This is a genomic window from Mycolicibacterium psychrotolerans, assembly GCF_010729305.1.
Lineage (GTDB): Bacteria > Actinomycetota > Actinomycetes > Mycobacteriales > Mycobacteriaceae > Mycobacterium > Mycobacterium psychrotolerans.
Genome location: NZ_AP022574.1, coordinates 4,577,393 through 4,599,652, shown reverse-complemented (window position 1 = coordinate 4,599,652; position 22,260 = coordinate 4,577,393). Strand labels below are relative to the sequence as shown.

The window sequence follows — 22,260 nt, the reverse complement described above, 5'->3', positions numbered from 1 at the left end:
CAATTCCACCCGTACTTTCGCGCCCGAACGTTGGTTTGGGCGAAGAGGGGTCGGGTCAGGCCGAGGGGACGACGCCGCCTGCGCGCAGCGCGGCGAGATCCTGCGCACCGCAGCCGTGCAGGCAGATCACCAGCTCTTCGAGGAAGACTTGCAGCCAATCCACCACGGCGGCAACCGATTCGATCGCCGGCGCCAGCAGCGGCCGGGCTATCGCGACCACCTGGGCGCCCATCGCCAGTGCTTTGGCCGCGTCCATCCCGGTGCGGATACCGCCCGAGGCCACCAGCGGCATGTCGGGGAGGATCGCGCGCACCTCGGTCAGCGCCTGCGCGGTCGGGATGCCCCATTCGGCCAGCGCGGCGTGGCGCACCTCGCCGTAGCGCACGAACTGCTCGATGCGGGCCCATGAGGTGCCACCCGCGCCTGCCACGTCGACCGCGGCGATCGGACAGCCGACCAGCTGGGCGGCTGCCGCCGCACCGATGCCGTGGCCGACCTCCTTGAGCATCACCGGATATCCGAGCGCGTCGACCAGTTCTGTCAGCCGGTGCAGCGAGCCGGAGAAGTCGGTGTCCCCGCGATGCTGCATCGCCTCCTGCAGCGGATTGGTGTGCACCGCCACGGCGTCGGCGCCGACGCGGCGCAGTGCGGCGGCGAGTCCGGGCACGATCGCCGTCGACACCTGCGCCAGCCCGATGTTGCCGACGACCAGAACGTCGGGCGCGATCTCGCGGACCGCGAAGCTCGCCGCCGCCGACTCGTCGTCGATCATCACGCGTTGCGAGCCGAGCATCATCCCCAGACCCAGTTGCTGGGCCGCGGCAGCCAGGTTCCGGTTGATGATCCCCGACAGCTGCGCGCCGCCGGTCATCGCGCCGATCAGCACCGGCGCCCGCAGCCTGCTGCCGAGGAACTCGGTACCCAGGTCGATGCGCCGCAGATCCGTCTGGGTGAGCGCGTTGTAGGGGAGCCGGTAGCGCTCGAAACCGGTGGTCAGCGTCTGGTAGTCGACGGGCTCGGTCAGGCACACGTCGATGTGGCGCCGCTTGCGGTGCTGCAGGGCCGAGCCGGGGTCGAAGCTCACCGGCTGTGACTCGCTCGAGGCCCCTGAGACAATGGCCGGGTGAGTGAGGGTCTCTGGATCGCCATCGCGGTCATCGCCGTCCTGCTGGTCGTTGCACTCGTCGTCGGGCTGGTGCGGTACCGCCGGCGCCGCATCAGTCTCTCGGCTCCAGACACTGCCACTCCTGTCGATCGATCCGGCGGCTACAAAGCCGCGTCAGGGATCACGTTCTCGGCGTCGGCGCCCACCGAGGCGCCCCCGCGCCCGCCGAAGACGCCCGAGCGCATCGACACCACCGGGTTGCCCGCCGTCGGCGATGATGCCACCATCCCGCGCGACGCCCCGAAGCGTCCCATCGCCGACGTCAGGCTGCCTGACACCCTTCCCGCCCCGACGGTGGACAAACCTGCGCCCGAAGCACCCCAAGCCCCCCCGCCGGAGGCGCCAGAAGCGCCGGTGGCACCCGCAGGGCCGGAAGCTCCTGCGGCGCCGGTGGCCCCCGCAGCGCCGGAAGCTCCTGCGGCGCCGGTGGCCCCCGACCTCGAGTCCATCGCGCCCACCGAGGGCCGGCTCGACCGGCTGCGCGGCCGCCTGGCGAAATCGCAGAACACGCTGGGCCGCAGCATGCTGGGCCTGCTCGGCGGCGGCGACCTCGACGAGGAGTCCTGGGAGGAGATCGAGGACACCCTGCTGATCGCCGACCTGGGGCCGGTCGTGACCGAGTCGGTGGTCGCCGCGCTGCGCACGCGCATGGCCAGCAGCACCGTGCGCACCGAGGCCGACGCGCGCGCCGTGCTGCGCGACGTCCTGATCGCCGAGTTGCAGACCGACCTGGACCGCTCCATCAGGGCGTTGCCGCACGAGGACAAGCCCTCGGTGCTGCTGGTCGTCGGCGTCAACGGCACCGGCAAGACCACGACGGTCGGCAAGCTGGCCCGGGTGCTGGTCGCCGACGGCCGCCGGGTGGTCCTCGGCGCCGCGGACACCTTTCGGGCCGCGGCCGCCGATCAGCTGCAGACCTGGGCATCGCGCGTCGGCGCGCAGGTGGTGCGCGGTGCCGAGGGCGCCGACCCCGCATCGGTGGCCTTCGACGCGGTCGACACCGGCATCGCGTCGGGCGCTGACGTCGTGGTGATCGACACCGCGGGCCGGCTGCACACCAAGACCGGCCTGATGGACGAACTCGGCAAGGTCAAGCGCGTGGTGGGCCGTCGGGCGGCCGTCGACGAGGTCCTGCTCGTGCTCGACGCGACGATCGGTCAGAACAGCCTGCCCCAGGCCCGGGTGTTCGCCGAGGTCGTCGACATCACCGGGGTCGTGCTGACCAAGCTCGACGGCACCGCCAGGGGCGGCATCGTTTTCCGCGTCCAGCAGGAACTCGGCGTCCCCGTGAAGCTCGTCGGCCTCGGCGAGGGACCCGACGATCTCGCGCCGTTCGAGCCCGCGGCGTTCGTCGACGCGCTGCTCGGCTAGCCTCCCGCGCGGCCTCTCCCCGCTGCGAAACGCGTGATGTAACAGCAGCGAAACGTCACCAGGTGATCCGTTCACACGAGCGAAACACCAGTGCGTCATCGGCGAAACAACCACTGCGCATTGTCATGCCCAGGTCAACGGTCGTCATCCCGCGGCTGTGGCATGTCGAAGGAGGAATCTGCGAGTGGACCAATTCCCGACGATGGGTATACCGGACACCGGTGATACCGCGTGGATGCTCGCAAGCGCCGCGCTGGTATTGCTGATGACACCCGGCCTGGCGTTTTTCTACGGCGGCATGGTGCGGGCCAAGAGCGTGCTCAACATGATCATGATGAGCATCTCGGCCATGGGTGTCGTCACCGTGCTGTGGGTGCTCTACGGCTACTCGCTGGCCTTCGGCAACGACGTCAACAACCTGTTCGGTGACCCGACACAGTTCTTCGGCCTCAAAGGTCTGATCGGCGGCAATGCCGCGGAGGCGGTCGTCGCCGATCCGGCGGCGGGGGTCGAAGCCGTCGACGCCGTCAACATCCCGCTGGTCGGCACGCTGCCGGCGACGGTCTTCATCGCCTTCCAGTTGATGTTCGCGATCATCACGGTCGCGCTGATCTCGGGTGCGGTCGCCGACCGCATCAAGTTCGGCGGCTGGTTGCTGTTCACCGCGCTGTGGGTGACCGTCGTGTACTTCCCGGTCGCTCACTGGGTGTTCTCGTTCGACGGCGTGACCGCGGAGACCGGCGGCTGGATCGCCAACAAGCTCGCCGCCGTCGACTTCGCCGGCGGTACCGCCGTGCACATCAACGCCGGTACCGCGGGCCTGGTGCTGGCGATCATCCTCGGCAAGCGCCGCGGCTGGCCGGGCACGCCGATGCGGCCGCACAACCTGCCGTTCGTGATGCTCGGCGCCGGCCTGCTGTGGTTCGGCTGGTACGGCTTCAACGCCGGGTCGGCGACCTCCTCGGGTGGGCTGGCCGGTTCGACGTTCGTCACCACCACCGTGGCGACCGCTGCGGCGATGCTGGCATGGCTGCTCACCGAGCGGATCCGCGACGGTAAGGCGACCTCGCTGGGCGCCGCCTCGGGCATCGTGGCGGGCCTGGTCGCGATCACCCCGTCGTGCTCGTCGGTGAACGTGGTCGGCGCGCTCGTCGTCGGTGTCGTCGCCGGTGCCCTGTGTGCCCTGGCGGTCGGCCTGAAATACAAACTGGGATACGACGACTCGCTCGACGTGGTCGGTGTGCACCTGGTTGGCGGCATCGTCGGCACGCTGCTCATCGGTCTGGTCGCCGCGCCGGAGACCGGCGCGGGCGTCGCCGGCCTGTTCTACGGCGGCGGGGTCGATCAGTTGTGGCGGCAGGCCGTCGGTGCGGGCGCGGTTCTGCTCTACTCGGCCATCGGTACAGCTATCTTGGCCTTGATAGTGAAGTACACCGTCGGACTGCGGCTCAACGAGGAGGATGAATCCACCGGCGCTGATGAAGCGGAGCACGCTGAAACCGCCTACGACTTCGCCTCGGTCGGCGCGGGCTCGGCACTCGGTCGTCACCCCGGCGTGGAGGGATAAGGGATATGAAGCTGATTACTGCGATCGTCAAGCCGTTCACGCTCGAAGACGTCAAGACCGGACTGGAACAGACGGGCATCCTCGGGATGACCGTCAGCGAGGTTCAGGGTTACGGTCGTCAGAAGGGACACACCGAGGTGTACCGCGGCGCGGAATACTCGGTGGATTTCGTGCCGAAGGTCCGCGTCGAGGTCGTCGTCGACGACGCCGCCGTCGACAAGGTCGTCGATGTCATCGTCCAGGCCGCCCGCACCGGGAAGATCGGTGACGGCAAGGTGTGGGTGAGCCCCGTCGAGACCGTGGTCCGGGTGCGCACCGGCGAGCGGGGAGCCGACGCCCTTTGACCGGAGCCGTCTAGAAGGAGAGTCGTCTCCCGGCACTCGGGCCGTGTGAGCGCTGGATCGTCAAGTGCCGGGAGGACAACTCGTGAGCGAACAGAAACCCCGATCCGCCGCCGGCGCTCCCCGATGGGAGCGTCCGGCGGCGGGCTCGTCGTGCCCCGCAACGGATCTCACCGCTGCCGTCGAGCAGCTGCGGTCGGGCGGGGGCCGGTTGGACTCGGCCGCGCTGCGTGATGCGCTACTCGACCTCTACGACTTCTGGCTCAACACCAAGGCGACCGACATCGGCATCACGGCGACCAGCGGGTTCGCCATCGTCGCCACCGGTGGCCTCGGCCGCGGGGAGGTGCTGCCGTACTCCGATCTCGATCTGATGCTGCTGCACGACAACATGCCTCCCGACATCGTGGGCGAGGTCGCCGAGCTGCTGTGGTATCCCCTATGGGACGCCAACATTCGACTCGACCACAGCGTGCGCACGGTGCCCGAAGCGCTGCGCGTGGCCGGCGAGGACATCTCCGCCGGTCTGGCGATGCTCGAGGCCCGCCACATCGCCGGTGACGCCGATCTGTCCGCCCTGCTGGTCGGCGGGGCGCGCAGGCAGTGGCGCACCGGAATCGCCTCGCGTTTCGACGAACTCGTTGAGCACACCCGGGCCCGGTGGCAGCGCAGCGGACAGATCGCGCACCGTGCCGAACCTGATCTCAAGTGCGGCCGCGGCGGACTGCGCGACGTGCAGCTGCTCAATGCGCTGGCGATCGCGCAGCTGGCCGACGTGTACCCGAGCCGGTCGCTGGCCTCGCCCACCGAGACCCTCGGCGAAGCCCATCTCGCACTTCTGAACGTGCGCACCGAATTACACCGGGTCGCCGGCCGCGGACGGGAGCTGCTGCTCGCTCAGCACGCCGACGAGATCGGGGCGTCGTTGCGCATCGGGGACCGGTTCGACCTGGCCCGCATGCTCTCCGACGCGGCGCGCACCGTCAGCTACTACGTCGACGCCGGCATCCGGACGGCGGGCAACGCGCTGCCGCGCCGCGGGCTGGCCGCACTGCGCAGACCGGTGCGCCGCCCCCTCGACGAAGGCGTCATCGAGTTCAACGGTGAGGTCATCCTGGCCCGCGACGCCCGCCCCGAGCGGGACCCCGGGCTGATCCTGCGGGTGGCGGCCGCATCGGCGACCACCGGGCTGCCGATGGCCGCTTCCACCCTGAGCCGGCTGGTCGAAACCGCCCCGGAACTGCGGACCCCGTGGCCGCGTCAGGCCCTCAAGGATCTGCTGGTGATGCTCGCCGCGGGCCCGTCGGCCGTCGGCACCATCGAGGCGTTGGACCGCACCGGGCTGTGGGGCCGGCTGTTCCCGGAGTGGGGTGCCGTCCGGGACCTGCCGCCGCGCGATGTCGTCCACATCTGGACAGTGGATCGTCATCTCGTCGAAACCGTCTCCCGCGCAAGCGCATTCACCACGCGTGTGTCGCGTCCCGATCTGCTGGTGCTCGGCGCGCTGGTCCACGACATCGGCAAGGGCCGCGGCGGGGACCACAGCGTGATCGGCGCCGAACTGGCCCGCCAGATCGGCAGCAGGCTGGGGTTGTGGCCGTCCGACATCGCGATCCTGGCCAGGGTCGTACGCCACCACCTGCTGCTGCCGCACACCGCGACCCGGCGCGACCTACAGGATCCCGCGACGATCGCCGGTGTCGTCGACGCCCTCGGCGGTGACCTGGTGGTGCTGGAACTGCTGCACGTGCTGGCCGAGGCCGACTCGCTGGCCACCGGACCCGGGGTGTGGGGGGACTGGAAGGCCTCCCTGATCGGTGACCTGGTCAGACGCTGCCGGCTGGTGATGGCGGGGGAGCCGCTGCCGCAGCCCGATCCCGTTGAGCCACGGTTCATCTCGCTGGCCGCCGAGCCTGGGGTGCATGTCGAGCTCGCACCGGCTGACAGCCCGCACATCTACCACGTCACGATGATCGCGCCGGATCGCCGTGGGCTGCTGTCCAAGGCGGCCGGAGTGCTCGCACTGAACTCGCTGCGGGTGCACTCGGCGTCGGTCAACGGTCACGAAGGCTCGGCGATCAACACCTTCGTCGTCTCCCCGCACTTCGGTACGCCGCCCGCCGCCGAACTCCTGCGCCAGCAACTGATCCTGGCCCTCGACGGTGATCTTGACGTGGTCGGCACGCTGGAGAAGAAGGGTGCCGACGCCGCGCCGCCGGGCCGCGCCGGTGAGGTGCGGGCCGCGGTCCCCGTGCACGCCCCCGCAGCGCCTCCGCGGGTGCTCTGGCACGACGGCGACGCCCCCGGCCGCACGGTGGTCGAGGTGCGCACCACCGATCGGGCCGGCCTGCTGACGATGCTGACCGCGGTGTTCGAGCGCGCCGGCGCGGACATCGCCTGGGCCAAGGTCAGCACGCTGGGATCCTCGGTGGTCGACGCCTTCGGCATCGTGTTGCCCGCCGCCGGCGGGGACAGCGCGGTGCGGCAGACGCTGGAACGGGACCTGTTCGCGGTGCTGCCCGCACCCCCGGCGGCGGTCGAAGAAGCCAGCTAGTCGACGGGGGTGACCGACACCCAGGTGCCGTTGACGGCCGCGGTACCGGTGAACGCGTCCACCAGATCCGGATCGTGCAGCGCATTGACGTTGGCGCCGGCCAAGGTGCGCGCATGGCGCCAACCGGTGCCGCGGTGGCCCCAACCATGGGGCACCGCAACGGTTCCCGCGCGGATGTCCACCGTGATGTCCACCGGCACCTCGATGTGTCCGACAGCCGAGGCGACGCGCACGGTCTCGCCGTCGGCCAGTCCGCGGGCGCCGGCGTCATCCGGGTGCATCAACACCGAGCACCGGTTGCTGCCGCCGGTCATCGTCGGCACGTTGTGCAGCCATGAGTTGTTGCTCTTGAGCTGCCGGCGGCCGATCAGCTGAAGATCGAAGCCGTCGGAGCTGTCCCTGGCGTGCCCGCCGCTGTCGCGCAGATGCGCGCCGGCGGCGGCGACGAACTCCGATGGCGCCAGATGGACCCGCCGGTCGGCAGTGGCGATCACCTCGCGCAGGCGCGGGCGGAGCGGACCGAGGTCCACACCCCCCGGGCTCGTGCGGACGTCCCGCATCGTGATGCCGGCGCGGCCCCTGCGGAGCCGCCCGTGCGGGCCGGTCGCCACGGCGAGAGCCGCCACGCGCAGCGGATCGATGGCGGAGACGAGCCGCGAGCGTATCGGCGTCAGCATTCTCCGCGCAGGCCCCGGCAACAGCTCGAGGGCGAGCCGCGTCAGGATCTCCCAGTCCTCGAAGGAGCCGGGCGGCGGATCGAACGAACGGTGTTGGTAGCGAACGGCGTTGCGCACCTGGAACACCGGGGTCAGCAGGCTGACGTCCTCGCGTTCCAGCGGCGACACCGGCGGCAGGATGAAGTGGGCGTGGCGCGTGGTCTCGGTGACGTACATGTCGACCGCCACATACAGGTCCAGCGACGCCAGCGCCTCGTCGAGCCGACCGCGCTGGGGGATGGACGACACCGGGTTGCCCGCGTAGGTGATCATCGCCCGGATCTGGCCCGGACCGGGGGTCAGCATCTCGTCGGCCATGATGACGGCGGGCAGCTCCGACCGGAACGACCCGTAGCGGCCCGACCGGTCGGTATAGCGACCCGGCCGGAAAGGCAGGCGCTTGGCCAGGCGGGGCACGTCGGCCACGGGGGTGGTGAACATGGTGCCGCCCGCGCGGTCCAGGTTGCCCGTGACGGTGTTGATGACCATCACCAGCCAGCTGACCAGCGTGCCCGTCGGCTGCTGGCAGATGCCGATCCGCGCATAGATCGCCGCGGACTCGGCGGCGGCGTGCTCGCGGGCCAGCGTGCGGATGACCTCGGCGGGGATTCCCGCCCGGGGGGCCATCGCCTCCGGGGTGGCGTCGGCGACGAGGTCGGCGAGCTCGGCGATCCCGGTGGTCTGCGCGGCGATGGCGCGGGTGTCGCAGAGCTTTTCGGCGAGCAGCACGTGCAGCATCCCCAGCAACAGGAACAGGTCGCCGCCGGGCCGCACCGCGACGTGCTGGTCGGCCAGGCGGGCAGTCTCGGTGCGGCGGGGGTCCACGACGACGACGGTGCCGCCGCGCTCGCGGACGGCGCGGATCCGTCGTTTGGCGCCCGGCATGATGGACAGCGATCCGTTGGACACCGCCGGGTTGGCTCCGAGGATCATCAAGCGCTGCGTGCGGTCGATGTCGGTGACGGGGATCAGCGCGTTGGACCCGAACACCTTCCACGCCGCGAACTCGTGGGGCATCTGGTCGATCGACGATGCGGTGAAGAAGTTGGGCGTGCGCAGCGCCAGCCGCAGCAGGAACCCGTACGCCGCCCCCGAGCTGTGGGCCGCCGGGTTTCCCAGGTACATGCCCAGCGAGCGGCTGCCGGTGCTCGCGCGGACCGCGCGCAGGCGCTGCCCGATCTCGGCGAACGCCTCGTCCCAGCCGACCGGCTCGAACCGGTCGCCGACCCGGCGCAGCGGGGTGCGCAGGCGGTCCGGGTCGTCGTGCAGCCCGCCCATCGCGGTGGCCTTGGGACAGATGTAGCCGTGGGACAGGACGTCGTCGGGATTGCCCTCGATGCGGGTGACCTGGCCGTCGGTGACGGTGACGTGCAGGCCGCAGTGCGCCTCGCACAGCGTGCACTGGCTGATGTGGGTGGTGGAACCCCGGGAGGGTCCGGAGTCCGGGCGCGAGGTGGTGAGAGGGACGTCGATCGCTGTCACGGAGCCTCCGCGGGATTGTCGGGTGGCCCTCACGGTATCCGCTGGCCGCCGCGCGCGACCAGAGGTCAGCGCGGTTCTCTCCCGGTCGCCGGGACCGTTAGGCTGGCGAGGTGTTTGAATCCCTGTCCGACCGGTTGACCGGTGCGCTGACGGGCCTGCGGGGCAAGGGCCGGCTGACCGATGCCGACATCGATGCCACCGCCCGCGAGATCCGGTTGGCGCTGCTGGAAGCCGACGTCTCCCTGCCCGTCGTGCGCCAGTTCGTCTCGCACATCAAGGACCGCGCCAAGGGCGCCGAGGTGTCGGGCGCGCTGAATCCCGCCCAGCAGGTCGTCAAGATCGTCAACGAGGAGCTCATCACCATCCTCGGTGGCCAGACGCGGCAGCTGGCGTTCGCGCGGACCCCTCCGACGGTCATCATGCTGGCCGGCCTGCAGGGCTCCGGTAAGACCACGCTGGCCGGCAAGCTCGCGAAGTGGCTGAAGGCTCAGGGGCACACCCCGCTTCTGGTGGCGTGCGACCTGCAGCGCCCCGGCGCGGTCAACCAGCTGCAGATCGTCGGCGAGCGGGCCGGCGTGCACGTGTTCGCGCCGCACCCGGGCACCGCGCCCGGCGCCGATGAGGTGAAGGGCACCGCCGACCCCGTCGCGGTGGCTGCCGCCGGCCTGGCCGAGGCCAAGGCCAAGCACTACGACGTCGTGATCGTCGACACCGCGGGCCGGTTGGGTATCGACGAGACTCTGATGAGCCAGGCCGCGGCGATCCGCGACGCCGTCTCGCCCGACGAGACCCTGTTCGTGCTCGACGCGATGATCGGTCAGGACGCCGTCACCACGGCCGATGCGTTCCGCGAGGGCGTCGGTTTCACCGGTGTGGTGCTGACCAAACTCGATGGCGACGCCCGCGGTGGTGCCGCACTGTCGGTCCGGGAAGTCACCGGCGTGCCGATCCTGTTCGCGTCCAGCGGCGAGAAGCTCGAGGACTTCGACGTCTTCCATCCCGACCGGATGGCCAGCCGGATCCTCGGCATGGGCGACGTGCTGAGTCTGATCGAGGCGGCCGAACAGCATTTCGACGCCGAACAGGCCGAGGCGACGGCCGCCAAGATCGGCAGTGGTGAGCTCACGCTCGAGGACTTCCTCGAGCAGATGCTGATGATCCGCAAGATGGGCCCGATCGGCAATCTGCTCGGCATGCTGCCCGGCGCAGGGCAGATGAAGGACGCGCTGGCAGCGGTCGACGACAGCCAGCTCGATCGCGTGCAGGCCATCATCCGCGGCATGACCCCGGCCGAGCGTGCCGATCCGAAGATCATCAACGCCTCGCGCAGGCTGCGCATCGCCAACGGCTCCGGTGTGACGGTTTCGGAGGTCAACCAGCTGGTCGACCGGTTCTTCGACGCCCGCAAGATGATGTCGCAGATGGCCGGTCAGATGGGGATGCCGTTCGGCCGCAAGAACTCTCGCAAGGCGGGCAAGGGCAAGAACAAGCAGGCGGGCAAGAAGGGGCGCAAAGGCCCCACGCCGCCGAAGAACCGCAATCCGCTTGGCGCCGGGATGCCGGGGATGCCCGCAGGATTCCCCGACCTGTCGAACATGCCCAAGGGTCTCGACGAGCTTCCGCCGGGCCTTGCCGACATCGATCTGTCGAAGCTGAAGTTCCCCAAGAACTGATGGCGGCGCCGTTGCACGTCCGCGGTCGCGGTCTGCCCGACGGCGAACCGGTCGAGTGGTGGATCGTCGATGGTCGGCTCAGCGCCGAGCCGGTGGCCGGTGCGGAGACGGTCTTCGGTGCCGCCGGGGATGGCGGGTGGATCCTGCCCGGCCTGGTCGACGCCCACTGCCATGTGGGGCTGGGCCAGCACGGCGAGATCCCGATGGACGAGACGATCGCGCAGGCCGAGACCGAGCGCGCCGTCGGTGCGCTGCTGCTGCGCGACGCCGGCTCCCCGACCGACACCCGTAGTTTCGACGATCGCGCCGACATGCCGCGCATCATCCGGGCGGGCCGCCATCTCGCCCGGCCGAGGCGCTACCAGCGTGGCTTCGCCATCGAGCTCGAGGACGAATGGCAGCTTCCCGACGCGGTCGCCCGTCAGGCCCGCTGGGGCGACGGCTGGGTCAAGCTGGTGGGGGACTGGATCGACCGCGACCTCGGCGATCTGGCGCCGCTGTGGTCCGACGACGTGCTCGAGGCCGCTATCGACGCGGCGCACGCCAACGGCGCCCGCGTCACCGCGCACGTGTTCAGCGAGGACGCGCTGCCCGGTCTGATCAGAGCCGGTATCGACTGCATCGAACACGGCACCGGACTCACCGACGACACCGTGGACCTGATGGTCGAGTACGGCACCGCGCTGGTGCCGACGCTGATCAACATCGAGAACTTCCCCGGTATCGCCGCGGCCGCCGAGAAGTATCCGCGCTACCAGCAGCACATGCGTGCGCTCTATGAGAGTTGCGGACCCCGCGTCGCCGCCGCCCGCGAGGCCGGTGTGCCGATCTATGCCGGCTCCGACGCGGGCAGTACGGTTGCGCACGGCCGCATCGCCGACGAGGTGGAGGCGCTCAAGGGCATCGGCATGACGCCGACCGAGGCGCTGGGGGCGGCCTGCTGGGATGCCCGGGAATGGTTGCGCCGGCCGGGGCTCGAACATGGTGCGTCCGCCGATATGGTCTGCTACTCCGAGGATCCTCGGTCCGGGCCCGACGTGCTCGCCGCACCCACACGAGTCATCCTGCGCGGCAACGTCTACTGACCGCGAGCGTGCGCCCACGGTCGTGATTTCGCGTCGTCTGCAACCATGGATGCACGCTCGGCGACACTGAGCGCTCAGGGCTGGGCGAAGCCCCAGTCGAACAGGTCGATGGCCTGCCCGTACAGGTCGCCGGTGCCGTACATCTGCACGACCACCAGCCGTCGGCTGCCACGCTGGGCGGCGCCGACGTAGGTCTTGCGGGCCCGATTCGTGTAGCCGGTCTTGCCGGCCAGATCCCCGGGATAGCGGGTCAGCAGCTCGTTCTGGTTCTGCAGGGTCTTGCCCGGGAACGGCGCCGTCGGCGCACGCATGATGGCGGCGATCAGGGGGTACTGAAGCGCCGCCCGCAGGATCACCGCGAGGTCGTGCGGCGAGGTGACCGACTCCCAGCCGGGGCCGTCCAGCCCGGACGGCGACGACGCCTTCGTGGCGCGCGCGCCGACCAGGGCCGCCTTGCGGTTCATCGCGGCGACCGCGACCTGCGCGCCGCCGAGCATGTCGGCGAGCATGTTCGCGGCGTCGTTGCCCGACACCATCAGGAGCCCCGAGAGCAGCTGCTGCGTGGTGTAGGCCTGGCCCGGTTGCAGTCCCACACAGGAACATTCGACCTCGGTGTGCGACGCGTTGGCCCGCGCGAAATTGTCCGGTCGGAGGTGGTCGAGCACCACCATCGCGAGAAGCACCTTGATCGTGCTGGCCGGGGCGTAACGCCCGTAGGGGTCGCGGCTGGCGAGCACCCGCCCGGAGTCCAGGTCGGCGACCAGCCAGGCCTGCGCGGGTCCTTCCGGAATAGCCTGTGCCGCAGCGGGTTCGACGTCAGGTTGCGCGGCGGAGAAGGGAACGGGCGCGACCAGCGTCACGCACAGGGCGAGCGCCAGCCCCGCGAATCCTCGTCGCACGGGTCGCGACGCTAGTCGCGCGAGGACTCGCCCCGCGCGCGATCAGGTCTCCATCCGGTAGCGATTTCGGCGTGGTTGTCGTCGGCCCGCGCCGAAAACCACGCCGAAATCGCTAGAGCGCGCTGACGCCGGCGCTGGGGCCCAGGGCGAACCCCCAGTCCAGCAGCGCGGCTGCCTGATCCCAGTACGTCGGACCGCCCTCTCTGACCAGACCGTGCATCAGCGCCACCACCAGATGCCTGCCGCCGCGCTCGGCCCCGCCGACGAACGTCTTCTGCGCGAGATCGGTGTAGCCGGTCTTGCCGCCGAACGTGCCGGGGTAGCGGTGCAGCAGTTCGTCCTGGTTCACCAGCACCACGTCCCCTGCGCGGGTCGGGAAGACCGCCGTGGGCTGTGCCGTGATCTGGGCGAACACCGGATGGGCCATCGCGGCCCGGAAGATCACCGCCAGATCGTGCGGCGTGGACCAGATGTCGATGCCGGGTCCGTCGATGCCCGACGGTGATCCCGCCGTCGTGCCGAGCGCGCCGACCGAGGCGGCCTTGGCGTTCATCTTGGCCGCGGCGGCCTCCCGGCCGCCCAGCATCGTGGCCAGCGTGTTGGCGGCGTCGTTGCCCGACACCAGCAGCAGCGCCTCGAGGAGCTGGCGGGCGGTGTAGGTCATGCCCGGGGTGACCCCGGCGCAGTTGCACTCGACCCGGGTGTCGGGCTCGTTGGCCACGATCGTCGCGTCGAGGGGGAGCTCGTCGAGAACGGTCAGTGCCAGCAGCACCTTGATGGTGCTCGCCGGTGCGAACCGCGCGTTCTCGTTGCGGCCGGCCAGCACCGCACCGGTGTCCATGTCCGCCAGGATCCACGCCTCGGCAGGACCCTCGGGAATCGGAATGCTCCCGGCAGGCTGGCTGACCCCGGACACGGGAACCGCGGCGGCGTGCGGCATCGACGGTCCCGCGACCAGACACAGCGTGACCCCCAGGCACGCGAGAAGCCTTGTCATGACGGCCGAGCCTAATCGGGGCCGGTGATCGTGTTCAATCGAGGCATGTTGAGCCTCGAGCAGATCTCCGACCGGCTGGAGATCCAGCAGCTGCTGATCGACTACTCCACGGCGATCGACCAGAAGCGCTTCGGCGACCTCGACGCGGTGTTCACTCCCGACGCCTACATCGACTACAGCGTCACCGGCGGCATCGAAGGTCAGTTTCCGCAGGTCAAGGCGTGGCTGAAGGAGGTGCTGCCCAACTTCCCGGCCTACTATCACATGCTCGGCAACGTCGACATCCGGATCTCCGGAGACACCGCGACGTCGCGCGCGATCTGCTTCAACCCGATGGTGATGGGCGGCGAGGCGGGGCAGATCTATTTTGTGGGCATCTGGTACGTCGACGAGTTCGTCCGGACCGAGCACGGCTGGCGGATGAGCAGGCGGGTCGAGGAGAAGTGCTTCGACAAGCTGCTCTGAGGGTTCATCGCCCCAGCCGCCGGCCTACCGCTGCGGCGACCCTCTTGATCCGGTCGGACAGGTACACCGAGACCACGACGTTGAAGATGTCCTCGCGCAGCCGGGTCAGCGTGGAGGCCGTGATCACCCAGCGCCCGTCGACCTTCTCGTAGGTCTCGCGGTAGTGCCCGTAGCCGCGCAGGTTCACCCCCGGGGCCAGCCGCACGACGTCCTCGAGTGCCCAGACGCCCTGTGCCGTCGTGGCCGAGGTCAGCTCCAGCTCGGGGGCGTGCACCTGATGCACGGTGGCGCGGTCGCGCAGGCTGGCGCGTGTGAAGGCGACGAACTCATCGGCGCCGGCGATCACCTTGCCGCCCGCCTGCGACGTGTCGCTGTGGAAGTCGTCGGCGAACAGCGCCCGCCAGGCCTGCCAATCCTTGGTGTCGAGGTGGCGGCAGTACCGGGCCTTGAGCTGTTTGAGGGACTCGATCTCCAGCAGCGCGGCAGCGTCGTCCATCCGTCGAACGTCGCACGGATTTCTGTCGGTGGCCAGGCCTCTGGCACAATGGGCGGCTGTCTGCCCTGGGACTCCGGCCCCGCGGCGGTCACACACGTAAGGCAAAACCGGATCGGGCAATCCGCCCGCATCGCCGAATTGCAGCGTGGCAACGCAACAGGAGTAGTAGTTCATGGCTGTCAAGATCAAGCTGACCCGTCTGGGCAAGATCCGCAATCCCCAGTACCGCATCGCCGTCGCCGACTCGCGCACCCGCCGCGACGGGCGTTCCATCGAGGTCATCGGCCGGTACCACCCGAAGGAAGAGCCGAGCCTCATCGAGATCGACTCCGAGCGCGCCCAGTACTGGCTGGGTGTGGGCGCCCAGCCGACCGAGCCCGTGCTGCAGCTGCTCAAGATCACCGGTGATTGGCAGAAGTTCAAGGGCCTGCCCGGTACCGAGGGCACGCTGAAGGTCAAGGAGCCCAAGCCGTCCAAGCTGGACCTGTTCAACGCGGCGCTTGCCGAGGCAGACGGCGGTCCGTCCGGCGAGGCCACCCAGCCCAAGAAGAAGAAGGCGCCGGCGGCCAAGAAGGCCGACGAGGCCTCCGACGTCGAGGCGACGGCCGATCCGTCGGGCGCCAAGGACGCGTCGGAGCCGGCCGCTGAAGGTGCCGACGCGACCGTCGCCGGCGCCACTGAGAGCTGACGTTCATGAGCACAGTCGTCGTCGACGCTGTCGAGCACCTGGTCCGCGGGATCGTCGACAACCCCGACGATGTCCGCGTCGACATGGTGACCAACCGCCGCGGCCGCACGGTCGAGGTGCACGTCCATCCCGATGACCTGGGCAAGGTGATCGGCCGTGGCGGCCGCACCGCGACCGCGCTGCGCACCCTCGTGGCGGGGATCGGCGGCCGCGGCATCCGCGTCGACGTGGTGGACACCGACCAGTAGATGGATCTGGTGGTCGGTCGCGTCGTCAAGGCGCACGGCGTCACCGGCGAGCTCGCCGTCGACGTACGTACCGACGATCCCCAGCGCCGGTTCGCCCCCGGTGTGGTGCTGCGCGGCCGGCAGCCGCGCGGCGGAACCGAACGTGAGTTCGTCATCGAGTCCGTACGAGCCCACGGCGGCAGGCTGCTGATGCGGTTGCAGGGTGTCGCCGACCGGGACGCCGCCGACGGGCTGCGCGGCACGCTGTTCCTCATCGACGCCGCCGACCTTCCGCCGATCTCGGAGCCCGACGAGTACTACGACCATCAGCTCGAGGGGCTGACAGTCTCGACCGTCGACGGTGTCGCGGTCGGTACCGTCGCCGAGGTCCTGCACACCGCCGCGGGCGAACTGCTGGCCGTCAAACGCGCCGACGGCGCAGAGGTGCTGGTGCCCTTCGTGTCCGCCATCGTGGTCTCGGTGTCGCTGTCCGACGCCGCCATCGTGATCGACCCGCCCGAGGGTCTGCTGGACCTGGACGGCTGAGCGGCGCAGCGCGATGCGAATAGACGTCGTCTCGATCTTCCCGCAATTCCTCGACCCGCTGCGGCAATCGTTGCCGGGCAAGGCGATCGATACGGGCATCGTCGAACTGGCCGTGCACGACCTGCGCCGCTGGACCCACGACGTGCACCGCTCCGTGGACGACTCGCCGTACGGCGGCGGCCCGGGCATGGTGATGAAAGCGCCGGTGTGGGGCGAAGCGCTCGACGAGATCTGTTCGCCCGAAACGCTTCTCGTGGTGCCGACGCCTGCGGGACGGCTCTTCACCCAGGCGGCCGCGCAGCGCTGGACCGGCGAGACGCACCTGGTGTTCGCGTGCGGACGGTACGAGGGCATCGATCAGCGCGTGATCGACGATGCGGCGCGGCGGATGCGCGTCGAGGAGGTCTCGATTGGGGACTACGTGCTACCCGGTGGCGAATCCGCGGCCGTGGTGATGATCGAGGCGGTGCTGCGGCTGCTGCCCGACGTGCTGGGCAATCCCGCGTCGCATCAAGACGATTCGCACTCCGCGTCGGTCGGGGGACTGTTGGAGGGGCCGAGCTACACCCGCCCCGCCAGTTGGCGCGACCTCGATGTCCCCGCCGTCCTGCTGTCCGGTGACCACGCACGCATCGAAGCCTGGCGGCGCGAACAGAGCCTCGCGCGCACCCGGGAACGCCGTCCCGACCTGCTGCCCCCAGACGCCTAGATCTTCCCGCCCGGGAACATCGTCTTGACGAATCGGGTCAGGTCCTCGCGGGCGGCCGCGTCGCTGGTGGGGTCGAGCGAACCGATGGCCATCACGTAGCGGTGGTCGGCGCCGATCACTCCCGTGGTCACGTGCAACTGGTTTCCGCCGTTCCAGCAGCAGAACCAGCCTTGCTTGACCGCGACGGGCTCGGCATACAGACCGTCGGGAATGCCGAAGCGCTGCGGGTAACCGTCGATGCCTGTCGGAGTGGACTGCGCCAGATTGCCGATGATCACGTCGGCCTGCTCAGGCGGCAGTCCGCCGCTGCCGTCGAGCAGCATGTCGTAGTAGCGGACGAGATCGCCGGCCGTGCTCTGCGTGACGTCCCAGTGTCCGTTGTAGGGCGCCGTCGTGCCCGTCAGCCCGTAGCGCGCCTTCACCCGTGCGATGATGGCGTTGCCGCCGCTGCGGTCCCAGAAGCTTTGCGCCGCACTGTCATCGGAGGACCGCAGCATCACCTCCAGGGATCTACGGTCGGCCGGCGAGAGTTGGGTCTTGCCCTGGGCCACCTGCAGCAGCAGGTCGTCGGCGATGAACAACTTCACCACCGACGCGATCGGGAAGGGCCCGTTGTCGCCGTTGGACACGATCTGGCCGGTCGTGCGGTCCATCACCACGGCCTTGATGTCGGCCCCGGAGTCCGCGCTCGCCTGCCGCATCCGGGCGTCGAGGCCCTCGAACCCCGGGCCGGGCGGGCCGGGCGGGGCCGCGGGCAGCGGCACCGCATTGCTCTGCGGGGCGAAAGCCGACGACTGCGGGACGGAGGGGTGAGGGGGAGGCGGCGCCGGCTCGGAGGCCGGAGCGTCGCAGCCCGCCAGCAGCAGCGCCGCGCACATGGCGGCAGCCACCCGGGCCGTCCGGCGCGCCGACATCAGATCCGCCCTTCCGGGAACATCGCGCGGACGGCGTCGGTGATCGTCTTGCGCGCGGTGGTGGCATCGGTGGGCTGCATCGACGCGATCGCCATCACATAGCGGCGATCGGGACCGACGACGCCGGTGGACAGGTGCATCCAGTCGGAGCCGACGCAGCACATCCAGCCCTGCTTGACCGCGACCGGATCGCCGGGAAGGCCCTCGGGGATACCGAAGCGCTGGGGGTACACCCCGCCGGGCACCATGCCGTCGGGCGCGGTGGGGGTGGAGGCCGCCAGGTTCGACAGGATGACGCTGGCCTGCTCGCCGGGCAGCCCGCCGGAACCCGCCAGCAGCTTGTCGTAGTACCGCACCAGATCGGTGACGGTGCTGATCGTGTTGAACCAGCGTCCGTTGCCCGGCGGCCGGGTCGCGGTCAGGCCGTACCGGCTCACCACCCGGTTGATGATCGCGCTTCCGCCGCTGCGGTTCCAGAAGATCTCGGCCGCGCTGTCATCGGAGGAACGCAGCATGACGTCGAGCATCTTGCGGTCATCCGGCGACAGGGTCGTCTGGCCCTTCGCGACCTGCAGCAGCAGGTCGTCGGCGATGAACAGCTTGACCACCGACGCGATCGCGATGGTCCGGACGTCGCCGTTGGTGACGAGCTCACCGGTGTTGCGGTCGAGCACCGCCGCGGAGATGTCGGCGCCGACGTCGGCGGCCGCCGAGGTGGCCAGGCGTTCACGGTCGGCAAGGCCGAAGAAGGAAACCGACGGCTCGTCCGGCGGCTGCTCGGGCAGGGGGGCCGCGGTGCCCAGTGGGGCGACCACGGTGAGCCGGGGCCCGTCGGGGTTCGGCGGCGCACCGTGCACCTGGACCTCGCAGCCGCCCAGGGCCACGGTGGCAATGCTCAGGGCAACAGTGGTCCTCACAAGCCGCCACGGCCGCGATCGCATCGCTCGTCCCTCCCGAGTGTGTGAGCTGCCCTGGTACACAAGAAACGGGCGCTGCCCTGGCGCGTCCGTGCGACCAAGGGTAACGGCTGTGTACCCGGTGTGCGCCGGTTGGCAGGGCGCCGTCACCGGCCCTGACGCCGATTTCGGAGATCCGGGTCCCGTCTGGCACAATTGGGCAGTTGTCTGTGCACGGCAGGGAACTGCCGCTCCGCTGCACGACCCGCCCCAGACGCCAGAAACACCAACGGCTCTGCGCGCGTCACCTCCGACGCCGCCAGCAGCCGCCGACACCGAGGAAGTGTGACCGATGAACACCCTGGATTTCGTCGACCAGACGTCGTTGCGTGACGACGTCCCGGACTTCGGTCCCGGTGACACCGTCAACGTCCACGTGAAGGTCATCGAGGGCTCCAAGGAGCGCATCCAGGTCTTCAAGGGCGTCGTGATCCGCCGCCAGGGCGGTGGCATCCGCGAGACGTTCACCGTCCGCAAGGAGAGCTACGGCGTCGGCGTCGAGCGCACCTTCCCGGTGCACTCGCCCAACATCGACCACATCGACGTCGTCACCCGCGGCGATGTGCGCCGCGCGAAGCTCTACTACCTGCGCGAGCTGCGCGGCAAGAAGGCGAAGATCAAGGAGAAGCGCTGACCCCGCTTCAGCGGACCGGGTTCGGCGCGGCGCTGACTACGCTGATCCCGTGACCGGACCGAGGGACACCCCCGACACCGACGACCCGTCGGCGGAGCAGACGCTCGAATCACCACAACCTGCTGACCCGTCGCCTGCCGACGAGGACCAGCCGGCGAAGAAGAAGCGCGGCGCGTTGCGCGAGGCCGCGATCCTGGTCACCGTCGCGGTGGTCCTCTACTACGTGATGCTGACGTTCATTGCGCGGCCGTACCTGATTCCGTCGGAGTCGATGGAGCCGACCCTGCACGGCTGCAACGGATGCGTCGGCGACCGGATCATGGTCGACAAGCTCACCTACCGGTTCTCCCAGCCCGAACCCGGCGACGTGATCGTGTTCAAGGGGCCGCCGAACTGGAGCATCGGCTACAAGTCGATCCGTTCCGACAATCCCGCGATCCGGGCCGTGCAGAACGCGCTTTCGTTCGTCGGCTTCGTCCCGCCCGACGAGAACGACCTGGTCAAGCGGGTGATCGCGGTCGGCGGCCAGACCGTGGAATGCCGCGTGCCGACCGGGTTGACCGTGGACGGCAAGCCCCTGTCCGAGCCCTACCTCGATCCGAACACGATGAACGCCGACCCGGCGGTGTACCCGTGCCTGGGCAACGAGTTCGGCCCCGTCACCGTGCCCGAAGGTCGGCTGTGGGTGATGGGCGACAACCGCACCCACTCGGCGGATTCGCGGGCGCACTGCTCGAATCTGCCCGACGACGTCCAACGCGGCCTGCTGTGCACCGGCGACCCGGTGGCCGGCACGATCCCGGTGGACAACGTCATCGGCAAGGCCCGCTTCATCGCCTGGCCGCCGTCGCGGTGGGGTGGCGTGAGCTCGGTGGACCCCCAGATCTGACGGAAGGGCCCCACAGGTGCCGGCGTGGCCTCCGAGGATGGTGATCCGCAGATCGTCAGGTCTGCGCACCCTGGAATCCGCTCTGTACCGTGCCGGGTTGGGCCCGGTCGCCGGGGTCGACGAGGTGGGCCGCGGAGCGTGCGCCGGACCGCTGGTGGTCGCCGCGTGCGTGCTGGGTCCGAACCGGATGGAGAGCCTCGCCGCGCTCGACGACTCCAAGAAGCTGGGGGAAATGGAGCGGGAACGGCTGTTTCCGCTGATCAAGCGCTACGCGCTGGCGTACCACGTAGTGTTCATTCCGTCGGTGGAGGTGGATCGCCGCGGCGTGCACGTGGCCAACATCGAGGGCATGCGACGAGCCGTTGCCGGGTTGCCCGTGCGTCCCGGCTACGTGCTGTCCGACGGTTTCCGGGTGCCCGGACTGCCGACGCCGTCGTTGCCGGTGATCGGTGGTGACGCCGCCGCCGCGTGCATCGCCGCGGCCAGCGTGCTGGCCAAGGTGAGCCGCGACCGGCTGATGGTGGCGATGGACGGCGAGCATCCCGGGTACGGTTTCGCCGAACACAAGGGGTACAGCACCCGCGCGCACAGTGCAGCGCTGGCCCGCCTCGGCCCGTCCAGTCAGCACCGGTATTCGTTCATCAATGTGCGACGGCTGGTATTCCGGGAACCCGGGGAGCATGGCGAGGACGGGTACGCGAGGATGAGGGCACTGGGCCCCATGAACCCCGAGGACTCTGAGGACTCTGACATCTATGAACTACGTGAAGGACAGCTGAGCCGATGAGTGCCGAAGATCTCGAGAAGTACGAAACCGAGATGGAGCTCTCGCTCTACCGCGAATACAAGGACATCGTCGGCCAGTTCAGCTATGTGGTGGAGACGGAGCGGCGGTTCTATCTCGCCAACAGCGTGGAGATGGTGCCGCGCAACGCCGACGGCGAGGTCTACTTCGAGTTGCGGCTCGGCGATGCGTGGGTGTGGGACATGTACCGCCCGGCCCGCTTCGTCAAGCAGGTGCGAGTCATCACGTTCAAGGACGTCAACATCGAAGAGGTCGACAAACCCGAGCTGCGGCTACCCGAGTAGGGCCCGCCTGACAGACTGGTGCCGTGCGCTCCTCACAGCAGTGCTGGCTCACCGACATGGACGGCGTGCTCGTCCGCGAGGAACACGCGCTTCCCGGCGCCGCCGAGTTCCTCCAGCGCCTCGTCGATCGCGAACGTCCCTTTCTGGTGCTCACCAACAACTCGATCTTCACGCCGCGCGACCTCGCCGCCCGGCTGGCCCGCTCCGGGCTCATCGTCCCGGAGGCCGCGATCTGGACCTCGGCGCTGGCCACCGCGACCTTTCTGTCCGACCAACTGCCTGGCGGGTCGGCCTACGTGATCGGGGAGGCCGGGCTCACCACCGCTCTGCACGAGGCCGGGTACACGCTGACCGACGTCGCGCCCGACTTCGTGGTGCTCGGCGAGACCCGCACGTACTCGTTCGAGGCGATCACCAAGGCGGTGCGGCTCATCCTGGGCGGCGCCCGGTTCATCGCCACCAACCCCGACGTCAGCGGCCCGTCGGCCGAGGGGCCGCTGCCGGCCACCGGCTCGGTGGCCGCGATGATCACCAAGGCCACCGGCCGAGAACCGTATTTCGTGGGCAAGCCGAACCCGATGATGTTCCGCAGCGCGCTGAACCAGATCGAGGCGCATTCGGAGAGCACCGTGATGGTCGGGGACCGGATGGACACCGACGTCGTCGCAGGCATCGAAGCGGGTTTGGAAACGATCCTGGTGCTCACCGGCTCGACCTCGATCGAGGACGTCGAACGGTACCCGTTCCGGCCCAGCCGGGTGCTGCCGTCCATCGCCGAGGCCATCGAACTCATCTGA

23 protein-coding genes are annotated in these 22,260 nt (G+C 69.7%); 16 read left to right on the top strand and 7 right to left on the bottom strand.

What is annotated here, in order from left to right:
- Positions 1-55: 55 nt before the first annotated feature.
- Complete coding sequence (fni, locus tag G6N45_RS22375) at positions 56-1,084, bottom strand: type 2 isopentenyl-diphosphate Delta-isomerase (protein ID WP_163724898.1); 1,029 nt, start codon at positions 1,082-1,084, stop codon at positions 56-58.
- Positions 1,085-1,123: 39 nt separating this feature from the next.
- Here fni and ftsY point away from each other — a divergent pair, with 39 nt between their 5' ends.
- The 4 genes from ftsY to G6N45_RS22355 all read left to right on the top strand — a co-directional run bounded on the left by ftsY (position 1,124) and on the right by G6N45_RS22355 (position 6,998).
- The gene (gene ftsY, locus G6N45_RS22370) at positions 1,124-2,536 is read left to right on the top strand and encodes a signal recognition particle-docking protein FtsY (protein ID WP_163724894.1); all 1,413 of its coding nucleotides are present in this window, start codon (positions 1,124-1,126) and stop codon (positions 2,534-2,536) included.
- A 202-nt stretch (positions 2,537-2,738) separates the two neighbouring features.
- A complete protein-coding gene (locus G6N45_RS22365; RefSeq protein WP_163728883.1) occupies positions 2,739-4,103 on the top strand; it encodes an ammonium transporter in 1,365 nt (454 codons plus the stop codon).
- 5 nt (positions 4,104-4,108) lie between these two features.
- A complete protein-coding gene (locus G6N45_RS22360) occupies positions 4,109-4,447 on the top strand; it encodes a P-II family nitrogen regulator (protein WP_011779408.1) in 339 nt (112 codons plus the stop codon).
- Positions 4,448-4,529: 82 nt separating this feature from the next.
- Positions 4,530-6,998 carry a [protein-PII] uridylyltransferase gene (locus G6N45_RS22355; protein ID WP_163724891.1) on the top strand — a complete coding sequence of 823 codons (2,469 nt, stop codon included), beginning with the start codon at positions 4,530-4,532 and terminating at the stop codon, positions 6,996-6,998.
- On the opposite strand, the gene G6N45_RS22350 is transcribed toward G6N45_RS22355, so the two are convergent.
- Positions 6,995-9,196, bottom strand: coding sequence for a molybdopterin-dependent oxidoreductase (locus tag G6N45_RS22350; RefSeq protein WP_246228765.1), 2,202 nt, complete (start codon positions 9,194-9,196; stop codon positions 6,995-6,997). The genes G6N45_RS22355 and G6N45_RS22350 overlap by 4 nt on opposite strands.
- 110 nt (positions 9,197-9,306) lie before the next feature.
- On the opposite strand from G6N45_RS22350, the gene ffh reads away from it, so the two are divergent.
- Together ffh and G6N45_RS22340 are read left to right on the top strand one after the other, a co-directional pair.
- Complete coding sequence (gene ffh, locus G6N45_RS22345) at positions 9,307-10,869, top strand: signal recognition particle protein (RefSeq protein WP_163724888.1); 1,563 nt, start codon at positions 9,307-9,309, stop codon at positions 10,867-10,869.
- Positions 10,869-11,954, top strand: a complete 1,086-nt coding sequence (locus G6N45_RS22340) for a metal-dependent hydrolase family protein (protein ID WP_179965219.1) — start codon at positions 10,869-10,871, stop codon at positions 11,952-11,954. Before ffh ends, G6N45_RS22340 begins: the two co-directional genes overlap by 1 nt.
- A gap of 74 nt (positions 11,955-12,028) precedes the next feature.
- Here the strand turns inward: G6N45_RS22340 and G6N45_RS22335 are convergent, their stop codons facing one another.
- The gene (locus G6N45_RS22335) at positions 12,029-12,853 is read right to left on the bottom strand and encodes a D-alanyl-D-alanine carboxypeptidase family protein (RefSeq protein WP_163724886.1); all 825 of its coding nucleotides are present in this window, start codon (positions 12,851-12,853) and stop codon (positions 12,029-12,031) included.
- A 112-nt stretch (positions 12,854-12,965) separates the two neighbouring features.
- On the bottom strand, positions 12,966-13,850 hold the full coding sequence (locus G6N45_RS22330) for a D-alanyl-D-alanine carboxypeptidase family protein (protein WP_057147513.1): 885 nt from the start codon (positions 13,848-13,850) through the stop codon (positions 12,966-12,968).
- Positions 13,851-13,895: 45 nt separating this feature from the next.
- Here G6N45_RS22330 and G6N45_RS22325 point away from each other — a divergent pair, with 45 nt between their 5' ends.
- The gene (locus G6N45_RS22325; RefSeq protein WP_163724883.1) at positions 13,896-14,315 is read left to right on the top strand and encodes a nuclear transport factor 2 family protein; all 420 of its coding nucleotides are present in this window, start codon (positions 13,896-13,898) and stop codon (positions 14,313-14,315) included.
- A 4-nt stretch (positions 14,316-14,319) separates the two neighbouring features.
- Here G6N45_RS22325 and G6N45_RS22320 read toward each other — a convergent pair whose 3' ends face one another.
- Positions 14,320-14,811, bottom strand: a complete 492-nt coding sequence (locus G6N45_RS22320) for a nuclear transport factor 2 family protein (RefSeq protein WP_163724881.1) — start codon at positions 14,809-14,811, stop codon at positions 14,320-14,322.
- Between the two features lie 172 nt (positions 14,812-14,983).
- Here G6N45_RS22320 and rpsP point away from each other — a divergent pair, with 172 nt between their 5' ends.
- Genes rpsP through trmD form a run of 4 tightly spaced genes read left to right on the top strand, consistent with a single transcriptional unit; the run spans position 14,984 to position 16,981 of the window.
- The gene (gene rpsP / locus G6N45_RS22315) at positions 14,984-15,499 is read left to right on the top strand and encodes a 30S ribosomal protein S16 (RefSeq protein WP_163724877.1); all 516 of its coding nucleotides are present in this window, start codon (positions 14,984-14,986) and stop codon (positions 15,497-15,499) included.
- Between the two features lie 5 nt (positions 15,500-15,504).
- Positions 15,505-15,747: an RNA-binding protein gene (locus G6N45_RS22310; RefSeq protein WP_029114920.1), complete on the top strand. Its 243-nt coding sequence runs from the start codon at positions 15,505-15,507 to the stop codon at positions 15,745-15,747.
- Positions 15,748-16,272, top strand: coding sequence for a ribosome maturation factor RimM (gene rimM, locus G6N45_RS22305; protein WP_163724873.1), 525 nt, complete (start codon positions 15,748-15,750; stop codon positions 16,270-16,272).
- 13 nt (positions 16,273-16,285) lie between these two features.
- The gene (gene trmD / locus G6N45_RS22300; RefSeq protein WP_163724870.1) at positions 16,286-16,981 is read left to right on the top strand and encodes a tRNA (guanosine(37)-N1)-methyltransferase TrmD; all 696 of its coding nucleotides are present in this window, start codon (positions 16,286-16,288) and stop codon (positions 16,979-16,981) included.
- Here trmD and G6N45_RS22295 read toward each other — a convergent pair.
- Together G6N45_RS22295 and G6N45_RS22290 are read right to left on the bottom strand one after the other, a co-directional pair.
- Positions 16,978-17,895 carry a serine hydrolase gene (locus G6N45_RS22295; RefSeq protein WP_163724867.1) on the bottom strand — a complete coding sequence of 306 codons (918 nt, stop codon included), beginning with the start codon at positions 17,893-17,895 and terminating at the stop codon, positions 16,978-16,980. The genes trmD and G6N45_RS22295 overlap by 4 nt on opposite strands.
- Positions 17,895-18,836: a serine hydrolase gene (locus tag G6N45_RS22290; protein WP_163724864.1), complete on the bottom strand. Its 942-nt coding sequence runs from the start codon at positions 18,834-18,836 to the stop codon at positions 17,895-17,897. Before G6N45_RS22290 ends, G6N45_RS22295 begins: the two co-directional genes overlap by 1 nt.
- 307 nt (positions 18,837-19,143) lie before the next feature.
- On the opposite strand from G6N45_RS22290, the gene rplS reads away from it, so the two are divergent.
- The 5 genes from rplS to G6N45_RS22265 are packed head-to-tail and all read left to right on the top strand — an operon-like array spanning position 19,144 to position 22,260.
- Positions 19,144-19,485, top strand: coding sequence for a 50S ribosomal protein L19 (gene rplS / locus G6N45_RS22285; RefSeq protein ID WP_048416279.1), 342 nt, complete (start codon positions 19,144-19,146; stop codon positions 19,483-19,485).
- Complete coding sequence (gene lepB, locus G6N45_RS22280; protein WP_407664234.1) at positions 19,412-20,374, top strand: signal peptidase I; 963 nt, start codon at positions 19,412-19,414, stop codon at positions 20,372-20,374. Before rplS ends, lepB begins: the two co-directional genes overlap by 74 nt.
- Positions 20,375-20,390: 16 nt before the next feature.
- Positions 20,391-21,161, top strand: a complete 771-nt coding sequence (locus tag G6N45_RS22275) for a ribonuclease HII (protein ID WP_246228764.1) — start codon at positions 20,391-20,393, stop codon at positions 21,159-21,161.
- On the top strand, positions 21,158-21,463 hold the full coding sequence (locus G6N45_RS22270; protein WP_043407609.1) for a DUF2469 domain-containing protein: 306 nt from the start codon (positions 21,158-21,160) through the stop codon (positions 21,461-21,463). The genes G6N45_RS22275 and G6N45_RS22270 overlap by 4 nt, the downstream gene beginning before the upstream one ends.
- Positions 21,464-21,486: 23 nt before the next feature.
- The gene (locus G6N45_RS22265) at positions 21,487-22,260 is read left to right on the top strand and encodes an HAD-IIA family hydrolase (RefSeq protein WP_163724855.1); all 774 of its coding nucleotides are present in this window, start codon (positions 21,487-21,489) and stop codon (positions 22,258-22,260) included.